This is a genomic window from Moorena sp. SIO1F2, from assembly GCF_010672755.1.
Lineage (GTDB): Bacteria > Cyanobacteriota > Cyanobacteriia > Cyanobacteriales > Coleofasciculaceae > Moorena.
In genome coordinates this window covers 1-10552 of sequence record NZ_JAAHFV010000230.1, presented here as the reverse complement: position 1 = coordinate 10552, position 10552 = coordinate 1, and the positions used below count along the sequence as shown (strand labels likewise).

6 protein-coding genes and 2 pseudogenes are annotated in these 10552 nt (G+C 43.6%); 3 read left to right on the top strand and 5 right to left on the bottom strand.

Going from position 1 to position 10552, the window contains the following annotated elements:
* From F6J94_RS22950 to F6J94_RS22935, 4 genes and pseudogenes are all read right to left on the bottom strand, one after another.
* A pseudogene (locus F6J94_RS22950) lies at nucleotides 1–549 on the bottom strand (hypothetical protein); the annotation flags it as partial.
* Between the two features lie 16 nt (nucleotides 550–565).
* A complete protein-coding gene (locus F6J94_RS22945; protein ID WP_293044450.1) occupies nucleotides 566–1039 on the bottom strand; it encodes a hypothetical protein in 474 nt (157 codons plus the stop codon).
* Between the two features lie 146 nt (nucleotides 1040–1185).
* Entirely contained in the window at nucleotides 1186–4356 is a 3171-nt protein-coding gene (locus tag F6J94_RS22940) for an efflux RND transporter permease subunit (protein ID WP_293044448.1), read from the bottom strand.
* Nucleotides 4357–4382: 26 nt separating this feature from the next.
* On the bottom strand, nucleotides 4383–6056 hold the full coding sequence (locus tag F6J94_RS22935) for an efflux RND transporter periplasmic adaptor subunit (RefSeq protein WP_293044446.1): 1674 nt from the start codon (nucleotides 6054–6056) through the stop codon (nucleotides 4383–4385).
* Nucleotides 6057–6626: 570 nt separating this feature from the next.
* On the opposite strand from F6J94_RS22935, the gene rppA reads away from it, so the two are divergent.
* Nucleotides 6627–7322, top strand: coding sequence for a two-component system response regulator RppA (gene rppA, locus F6J94_RS22930; RefSeq protein ID WP_293018059.1), 696 nt, complete (start codon nucleotides 6627–6629; stop codon nucleotides 7320–7322).
* The gene (rppB, locus tag F6J94_RS22925) at nucleotides 7322–8716 is read left to right on the top strand and encodes a two-component system sensor histidine kinase RppB (RefSeq protein WP_293044444.1); all 1395 of its coding nucleotides are present in this window, start codon (nucleotides 7322–7324) and stop codon (nucleotides 8714–8716) included. Before rppA ends, rppB begins: the two co-directional genes overlap by 1 nt.
* Nucleotides 8717–8981: 265 nt before the next feature.
* Here the strand turns inward: rppB and F6J94_RS22920 are convergent, their stop codons facing one another.
* On the bottom strand, nucleotides 8982–9431 hold the full coding sequence (locus F6J94_RS22920) for a Dps family protein (protein ID WP_293044454.1): 450 nt from the start codon (nucleotides 9429–9431) through the stop codon (nucleotides 8982–8984).
* A gap of 104 nt (nucleotides 9432–9535) precedes the next feature.
* Between F6J94_RS22920 and F6J94_RS22915 the strand changes: the two are divergent.
* A pseudogene (locus F6J94_RS22915) lies at nucleotides 9536–10549 on the top strand (RNA-guided endonuclease InsQ/TnpB family protein); the annotation flags it as partial.
* Between the last annotated feature and the right edge of the window lie 3 nt (nucleotides 10550–10552).

The window sequence follows — 10552 nt, the reverse complement described above, 5'->3', positions numbered from 1 at the left end:
TTTAGTATTCTTAATTTCTATCTCAGTTATAGATGAACTAGTTCCTGGTGCTTTTACTTTGACTACCGAAACTCGCTCTGGTTTTCCGGTTGGTTTGTAATCGCTAAAAAGAGTATAATCACCAGGTTTAGGAAAATTAGCTTCAACTTCAAAGCGTCCATTTCCTTTATAATCAGGATGAATATGATCGTAAAAATCAAGATCATCACTGACTACAATTAAATGCATTATTTTTTCTTGGAAAACCTCAAAATCAGGAACAGCATTTCCCTCAGAGTCTTGAATCTCAATTACCAAATTATTTGGTTTATCTAAATTAATTGTTGAGGGAGTCGTTAGTATAGCTTTAGTATTTACAGATGGTTTATTTACGTGACCATGGCTACCATGGTGATGACCATGCTCATTGTGATTATGGTGACCATGGTGTTTATCTCCCTCAACAGATGCATCTCCAGATTGCCCTAGTGTTGAACAACTTTGAGCCAGCAATAAAGTAGAACTAACTAGTAATGCGCTAACCAAACGATTCATGATGTCTTTACCCACAAAAGTTATTCAATATTTATTGTTTAAAGGAAAAGCGACCGTTGATTTTTTTACCGTTAATGTCAGTTTGAATGACCACCTTATATTCCCCAGTAGCTTTCCCTGGTAAAAAAGCAGCGTAATGTTTACCAGCCTTATCATAGCTAAAATCTAGATTCTTTTGCTCACCATTTGGTAACTGGATTTGAGCCTTGACTTTGGCATTAGATACACTTTTGTGTTCCTCACCCTGTTGTAGGAAAAAGTCTAAGTGAATTCCCTGTTTTTCTACGATAGGTAACAACTCTAAATGATAAGAACCAGATTCAATCACTTGACCACCTTGGGAGTGATTGTGATCATGGGGAGAGGAATCAACCTTCTCAGTTTTGGTGACAGTTTCTGAAGAGGTAGTTTGAGTAGTCTCTTTCGTAGTATTGCCGCAGGAGGCTATAAATATCAATCCCACACTAGAGAGAACAATTAAATTTGACTGCAACCACGAACCCATAGTTTTACTCCTTTAAAACTAATTTATTTTTTTGATAACCAGTAAAACAGTTGACACTGACTAAGCTGACCGCTGTTCGCGTAGCGTGCGCGTAGCGCTTAAGCTGACCGCTGTTCGCGTAGCGTGCGCGTAGCGCTTAAGCTTACCTATTCACCCACCACTGAACCACTTTTAAAAGATGAATTTAATTCTTCAGGTAAAATCCCTGGATTGATTGGTTTAGATATGAAAAAGCGACCAAACTGAGCATACAAAGCTGGTAATACCAATAAGGTTAAAGCTGTAGACGTAAACAACCCTCCCAAAACAACTATTGCCAATGGCTGTAAAATTTCTTTCCCTGCCCCCGTGCCAATTACGAGAGGAACCATCCCTAACGCTGAAGTCAAAGCCGTCATTAAAATTGCCACTAATCGTTCCGTTGAACCGTCCATAATTACTTGCTTTAAAGGCATTCCCTGAGCCAATTTATTGTTGTAATTATCTACCAGAAGTAAACCATTGCGGGTAGCAACACCAAAAAGAGTGATAAACCCTACCATGGAAGCAACAGAGAGAATACCACCACCGAGGGCAACGGAAAAAATTCCCCCAGTTAATGCTAGAGGCAGATTGAGCATAATCATTACTGTTGCTGAAATTGACTTGACAGCAAAGTACATTAAAACAGCAATCACAATCAGTGCCAGAGTACCGAATACTAGTAAATTTTGAGATGCTCGTTGTTCTGATTCAAACTGTCCTCCATATTGGATAAAGTAACCGGAAGGTAATTGTACTTTCTCCTTGACTTTGGCTTGAATCTCTTCAACTACACTACCTAAATCTCGATCAGCAACGTTAGCTGAGACCACAATCAGACGAGAAACATTTTCGCGGTTGATGGTGTTGGGTCCCTTACCATAACTAATCTGAGCAACTTGGGCAAGAGGAATCTTAGTACCCGTGGGAGTGTCAACTAGCAGGTTGCTAATGGTATTAAGATTATTGCGGTATTCGGCTTTCAACCATACTACTAAATCAAATAACTGTTGCTCTTCCAGTACTTGCGAGACAACTCTACCATTGAGAGCAGTTTCAACAATTTCTGAAAGCTGACCAACACTAAGACCATAACGAGCAGCAGCAGCGCGGTCAAACGTAATTTGCACCTGTTTAATCGGAATTTGGGGTTCAAGAATTAGATCCACCACACTAGGAATATCTTGCATGGCATCTCGAACTTGAGCACCAATAGTTCGTAATTCCGAAAGTTCCGGACCAAAAATTTTGACTGCGATCGCACTCCTAACTCCTGAGAGGACTTCATCCATGCGGTGGGAAATAAAACCACCAATACTAGGGGCTACCCCTGGTAACTTAGCAAATTCCTCACGGAGTTTCTCAATTGTTGCTTTTCGGTCTTTCATCCCCTCCTCTGAAATTTCCACATCCAAATGACCCAGAGTAACACTACCAGCATCAGCATCACCGGGAGCACGCCCTGAACGTAACTGCACTGACTCAAACCGGGGGTCATCTTTGAGAGCTAGTTCCATGGCTGAACCAGCCCGATTCGTCATTTCCAGAGAGACACCGGGATAGAGAGTGAAAGCATTCACAAGCGATCGCTCCTGAAACTCTGGTAAGAAGACTCGTCCTAGAGAGGTAAAAATAATTAGAGAAGCCACAAACCCTGCTACTGCTGTTAGCAAAACTAGACTGGGAGCATGAATAGAAAACCGAATTAATGGCTGATATAGTTTTTTGGAAAACCGCGCTACCCAAGTTTCTTCTTCTGGTAACTGTACAGTAGCAAGCAAGAAAGCACACAAAGCTGGACTCAGGGTCAGGGCTACAAATGTAGAGGCAAAAATGGACACTAGATAGGCTACTCCCATCGGTGCAAAGATACGACCTTCAACACCAGTAAGGGTGAAAATTGGTGCGAAGACTACAGCGATAATTACTGTAGAAAACAGCACACTTACTCGCACTTCCACTGAAGTGTTATAAACCACCTGTAAAGGGTTGAGAGGATTTCCTGCTTGCTGATTTTTCCGTAATCCCCGGTAGCAATTTTCCATGTCCACAATCGAGTCATCCACCACTGACCCAATTGCTACAGCTAATCCTCCCAGAGTCATGGTATTAATTCCCAAACCAAAGAGATTGAGTAGCATCATCCCAATCAGCAAAGACAGAGGAATAGCGCTTAGGGTAATAATGGCAGTGCGCCAGTTCATCAAGAACAGAAACAAAATAATAGAAACAATGATGATGCCATCCCGTAGGGCATTCCTGACATTTTTAATTGAGGAATCAATAAAATCGGACTGGCGGAACGTAACAGTAACCTTGACATTCTCCGGCAAACCCCCTTTAATTTCCTCCATTGCTGCTTCTACAGCTTTAGTAACAGTAGGAGTATCAACCAGGGGCTGTTTGTTAACTAGCACCACAATCGCTTTTTTCCCATCCAAGCTACCATCACCCCGCTTCAAGGCAGCACCAATGCGGACATCAGCGAGATCAGAAAGCAGCACTGGTGTGCCATTACGTGCTACTACCACCGATTGTTCTAAATCCTCGATTGACTCAACTCGTCCAATGCCTCGAATTAATAGTTCCTTGTCTGGACTAATCAGAAAGCCACCCGCCGCATTAGTATTTGCTGCTGCTGCTGCTTCGGTAACTTCTGCTAAGGAAACATCAAAAGCGGTTAACTTGGCAGGGTCAACCAGTACCTGATACTGACGCACATCTCCCCCATAGGCAATTACCTGAGTTACCCCTGCTACGGCCAATAATTGGTTGGTAATATCTCGATCAACCAATCGACGCACAGCCATTAGGTCAATTTTAGAGGGGACATCTGGCGTCTCTACATCTTCGTCGATGGTAAAAGCGTAGGAGAGAATGGTACCAATGGGGGAGGAAAGGGGAGAAATTTGCGGTGATTCTACTCCTTCGGGTAATCTGGCAGCAGCTTGTTGTAACCGTTCAGTTACTAACTGGCGAGCTTGATAGATATTAGTATCCCATTTGAAGATAACTTTTACTACGGAAATGCCTACTCCCGAAGACGAGCGTACTGTAGTCAATCCAGGAATGCCATTGATCGCACTTTCGACAGGCATTGTGACTAAAGATTCCACTTCTTCTGGAGCCAATCCCGGTGCTTCCGTTTGAATTTCAACTTGGGGAGGAGCAAAATTGGGAAATACATCTAAGGGCATTTGGGAAACAATGCGAAATCCCCAAACTGTGACGATGATAGCGCCAATTACAACTAGCCAGCGTCGAGCAATAGACCACTTCAGGATCGAGTTAAGCATTTTGGTCTTACCTACAGCCTTGCTGATTATTGCCTGTTTACGAAACGATTAGGAATTGCCGAATCTAAATAGCCATCTGCATTGCTCTGCCCATTTGCTTTTACATCAGCAGTGGAATGATAGTTATTATTGGTCGGTTCATCTGAAATTTCTATAGGTGCTGGTCTTGATTGTGAAGCAGTGCGGCGTCCCACCATAAAAGCACCAGCTGTAATCACCCCTCCTACAGGAAAAACCCACCACCAGGGTAGGCTAGCAACATTAACATTAGTCGATGTTGCCTGATGATTATGTCCTTCTTGCTCATGTTCATGGTCATGTTCATGGTGATCAGCTTTAGAGCCACCCCTTAAGGATTGGGCGTACAACATCACCCCGCCTTCAGCCACAATCTGGTCACCTTCAAATAAACCACTCTTGACTTCCACCAAATCGCCAAAACTTGAACCAAGAGCAAGTTCTACAGGTTCATAAAAGTTCTGACCATTTTCTACATAAACCAGTTGCTTACCATTAGCATCCACCAAAGCATCTTGAGGAATCGCTAAAGTAGCTACACTGGTTTTATCAGTAAGAATATTTAATTGAGCAAACATTCCTGGTTTTAGTTGCCCTCCAGGATTATCCAACCTTACCCTCACTGGCACTACTCGTGTCTGACCTGCCACGATAGGGTCGATTTGGCTAACTTGACCTGTAAAAGTCTGATTAGGCAGACTAGAAACTTCTAATCTGACCTTTTGACCTATTTTTACCTTGTATAAGTCTTTTTCATAAATATTAGCAGTTGCCCAGACTTGATTATTGTTAACAATCGTCATCAGTTGACCACCTGCGTCTTCAAAGGATTCACCCAAGCTTACTTGCCATTGCGCTACTGTACCGGAAATTGGAGCAAGCACCGTTACCTTTCCTTGCTCATTAGCAGAATTACTAAGTTGTTCCAATCGGGTTTTGTAGGTAGTATCGCTCAGTTGAACCCGAGATTTGGCAGCCTTAACCGCTGTTTGAGCCCGTTTTAGTTCTGCTTCTGCTTCCAGAACGTCCCGACGGCTAAATGCTCTTTTCAGTAAGGTTTTAGCCTCTGCTAGCTTAGTTTTCGACTCTAGCATCTGACGTCGAGCCAGAGCACCTTCGATTGCTAATGCTAGGTCTTTATCGTATTCTTCTTGGGCTACTGCTAGCTGAGTTTCAGCTTCATCGATTTCAGCAGCAGCAATTTGACGCTGACGTTCTAAATTTTCCCTAGCTAGTTCGAGATTTGCCTCAGCTTCTCCCAATGTTGCCTTAGCTTCAGTCAGTCTGTCGAGAGACTCAACCCGCAATTCAATTAACTCCAAGCTAGAGATGACAGCAACCGCTTGACCTTTTTTGACCCTCTGACCTGGTTTGACCAAAAGTTTAGCAACTGTACCGGGAATCGGCGCTGTTACTTGCGCCTGTTGGTTGGGCTGGGTTTCAATTTGCCCGGTGGTTTTAATACCAATATCCAAAAACTGCCTAGAGACGGATTGGAGTTTAATCCCAATTTGACTAGCGGTTGTCGCATCTACCTTAATTCCTTCCGGATTGCTCGTGGCTTCGGTTCCGCTTTGGAACTCATTACCATGCCCGGCATGGGCGAAAACAGCAACTGGTGCGATCGCTATCAGCAGCAAAAAGGTAAACGTTGAAGCCAGGATTGTTTCTGTCTTGTGCATAATGGATCAGTGCTTTTTATGCTCAGCAGAGGGTGCAAGTAGTCACCATAGCCTCCACCCAGACACCTAAGATGTCAGGATGGTCATTTGCTGTCGTCTTGATTAAGTATCACAAGCAAATATGAAATCAGGATGAAATGTTAGGTATCAATGAAATTATTTTTTTTAGGACTTTGGTAAGCCTTCAGCTTCTGAGAGTAGGAAATTGGGCGTTGCTGAATTAAGGAATGAATGCGCGATCACCTGGTTTTGTTAAAGCCCCCTAAATCCACCAAATTTGGGGGACTTTGATAGTTTTGTTCCCCCCATAATTGGGGGGCTAGGGGGGCGAAACCATACCCAAAATCAGCAACGCCGGAAATTGATTTTTTGATATTTGTTAATGGCTGTCACAATTTCATTTTGATTACATATATTTATATCAATCTATGTTTTATAATTAGGATTGACATACATTAGCTATAGGTTCGTGCAGCTTTAAGCTAATTTATCCAAGGAAAGTTAGGCGTTGCCCCGCTTTCTTTCCCGCATATCGCTACTATAGACAAAGTATCCAGCGGGAAAAGACAGATGAGAGTACTGCTAGTTGAAGATGAGCCAGACTTGGGTGCTGCAATTAAGCGAGCGTTAAATATAGAAAAGTACGTGGTGGACTTGGTTGTTAACGGCACTGACGCTTGGGGTTATTTAAACAACCACGAAACCCAATATACCCTAGCTATCTTCGACTGGTTGCTGCCAGGGCTATCGGGACTAGAGTTACTGCGTCAGTTACGCTATCGTAATAATCCCTTACCTATTTTGATGCTAACGGCAAAAGACCGCTTGGAAGATAGAGTGATGGGTTTGGATACGGGAGCCGATGACTATTTAGTGAAACCGTTCCGAATGGCAGAGTTGCTAGCAAGAGTTAGAGCCTTGCACCGGCGAACACCCCTACTCCAGCCCCAACAACTCCAGGTGGGTGAGCTTATTTTAGACTATGGTAACCGAACGGTTCATCGTCTTGCTGCTAACGGTGAGAAACTCGACATTCCACTCACGAATAAAGAATTCCAGCTCTTAGAGTATTTCATGAAGCATCCGAATCAGGTGATGACCACCAACCAAATTCGCAATCAACTTTGGGAAGTGAATGCAGAACCGATTAGTAACGTAGTGGCAGCTCAAATGCGCCTGCTACGTCGGAAACTTGAATCAATCAACTCCAGGATTCCGATTGAAACTGTGCATGGTTTGGGGTATCGTCTCAATTTGAAAAAATAATGAATCGAAATAAGCTATTTAACCAGACTCGTGGGAAATTAGCACTTTCCTATGCCATCGTCATGGGGTTTATTTTGAGCCTGTTGGGATTTGGTGTTTACAGAGGGATCGTTCATACCCATTTAGTCACTTCAGACCGGGAGTTAAAATCCGTTGCGGGGACACTCCATGATAGTCTCGAATGGAAACTCAAGGAACCTGGACAGGTAGAGCCGATAATTGGGGAACTTTTACCGAATCTGTGTATCGTTGGAGTTAACTGTGCTAAACCACTGGTGAGTTCCCAGCGCCACATCCTCAGTGCTCTTAGCCAAGGTCACTACTACATCCGGCTATTTGATACCTCAGGACGTTTAATTGCCATTGCAGGCACTTACCCAGAGGGATTACCCCACGTGTTTAATCAAGCACCTTGGCAAACCATTTCCGATGGTAAGGGCAACTCTTATCATCAAATTTCTCTATCGCTACATACTCAAGATCAGCGGGATTGGGGGTATTTGCAGGTGGGGCACTCTCTCCAATACCTCAACGACTACCTCAATACGGTAAAATTAATCTTGGCATTAGGGCTGCCAATGGCAATGATCTTAGTCGGCAGTGGCAGTTGGTGGTTAGCAGGGTTGGCAATGGAACCTATTTACCAATCCTATAGACAGATTCAACAGTTTACCGCTGATGCTGCCCACGAGCTACGGACACCGATAGCTGCGACACTGGCAACGGTTGAATCGGGGCTTTTGATGCCTAGCTTGGATCAACTTGAAGCACGAAACATTCTGGAAATTGTTGAACGTCAAAATCAGCGGCTGAGTCAGTTAGTTGCGGATTTGTTGTTGTTGTCTCGCTTAGATAGACAACCGGCATCTGTGGGTAACCAGACATGCTGTCTCAATGACCTAGTTAGCGATTTAGTTGAGGAATTAGCAGCCTTGGCAATCGCTGCCGAGATTACGTTGACATCTTCGGTGCGAGTGCAAACTCCTCTGGAGGTTGTGGGTCATTCTGAGCAGCTTTATCGCTTAGTTTCTAATTTAATTATTAATGGTATCCAATACACCCCTGTGGGTGGTAAAGTAACTGTTATTTTAGACAAGAGCGACCAACAGGCGGTGATCCAGGTAGAAGATACGGGGATTGGTATTGCCCCAGAAGACCAAGGGCGAATTTTTGATCGCTTTTATCGAGTCAATAGCGATCGCTCTCGTCACACAGGAGGTTCCGGATTAGGGCTGGCAATTGCTTATGCGATCGCTCAAGCCCACCACGGTAGCTTGCAAGTATACAGCGAACGAGGTGTTGGTAGTAGGTTTACTCTTGGATTACCCAAGGCAGTTACTTCGTTTGATCAGGAACACTTTAGCGCTCCAATTGTTTTTCAGTCCAATTCCTAAGTATTGACCGCTTCACCTAAAGGATAAAGTATGAAAGAGAAAGGAACAAAGATAAATAGTTAGGGATGAATACATATAGAGCAAAACATACCAGTTGTTGAACAACCGATAAATTGAACTATTTCATCCTTCATATTGGGAGCATGTCAATTTTGTTAATCCCTGATTCAGATCCCCCGTTTCCCTTAAAAAAGGGAGACTTTTGAATCTAATTCCCCCCTTTTTTAAGGGGGGCTAGGGGGGATCTATGTACATAATTACAAGCTTATTTTAAAATACTGCGCAGCATCCAAGCCGTTTTTTCGTGTATGCTCATTCGTTCGGTCAACAGGTCAGCTGTGGACTCATCGTTAGCACGTTCAGCGGCTGGGAAAACATACCGTGCAGTTCGTACCACTGCCTCATTGGCTTCCACTAGCAAGCGCACCATTTCCTCAGCCTCGGGAACATCGCTGGTTTCTGGGATGGACGATAATTGCGCATACTGACTGTAGCTGCCAGGAGCAGGATAGCCTAGGGTACGAATCCGCTCTGCTACCGCATCCACTGCTAAAGCCAACTCATTGTACTGTTGCTCAAACATCAGGTGTAGGGAGTTGAACATTGGTCCGGTAACATTCCAGTGGAAAGCATGGGTCTTCAGGTATAGGGTATAAGTGTCCGCTAGCAGACGAGACAGTACCTCAGCAATCTCTTTGCGGTCTTGTTCATCTATCTTCGGCGTGGAGACTTCCGTTAAGCGCGAAGCTTAACGGTGAGCAGGATTCGCCGCCCTGCTCGCTTTGTATGACTTCACAATAAGTGGTGTATAATGTGAGTATGATTCAACGTGCCTATCGCTATCGCTTTTACCCAACGACCGAGCAAGAAACTCTCTTGCGACGGACACTGGGTTGTACTCGGTTGGTTTACAACATGGCTTTAGCTGCTAGGACTCAAGCTTGGTATGAGAATCAAGAACGAGTTGGGTATGCACAAACATCCTCAATGCTAACAAGTTGGAAAAAGCAAGAAGAGCTTAGTTTCCTTAATGAGGTTAGCTGTGTACCGCTTCAACAAGGCTTGAGGAACCTTCAAAAAGCATTTGCGAATTTCTGGGCAGGACGTGCTAAATATCCCAATTTCAAAAAGAAACATAATGGCGGTAGTGCTGAATTTACTAAGTCGGCTTTCCGTTGGAAGAATGGGCAAGTATTTTTAGCTAAATGCTCTGAGCACTTGCCAATCCGATGGAGTAGACAAATACCTGAAAATTGCACTCCTTCTACTATTACTGTCAAGTTGGATGCTAGAGGACGTTGGTATGTATCTCTTCTGGTAGATGACCATACTATTAAGCCTTTTCCAAAAACTGATAAGTCTATCGGTTTGGATGTGGGAATAAATAGCTTGATCGCTACTAGTGACGGAGAAAAGATTACTAATCCCAAGCACTTTAAGGGGTTACACAAGAAATTAAGACGTGTTCAAAAAGTCCTGTCTCGCAAGAAGAAAGGTTCTAACAACAGACAAAAAGCTAGACTAAAAGTAGCTAAAGTACATGCACACATAACTGATACCCGTAAAGACTTTTTGCATAAGCTGACTACTCAACTGGTACGCGAAAACCAAACGATTGTCGTTGAGGATTTAGCTATAAAAAACATGGTTAAGAACCATAAACTTGCCCTTGCTATTAGCGACGCTAGTTGGGGGGAATTAACTAGACAACTGGATTACAAATGCCAGTGGTATGGTCGAGACTTAATTAAGATTGACCGATGGTTTCCTAGTTCTAAAAGATGTGGAAACTGTGGGCATATCGTTGATAAAATGCCGTTGGATATTAGGGAGTGA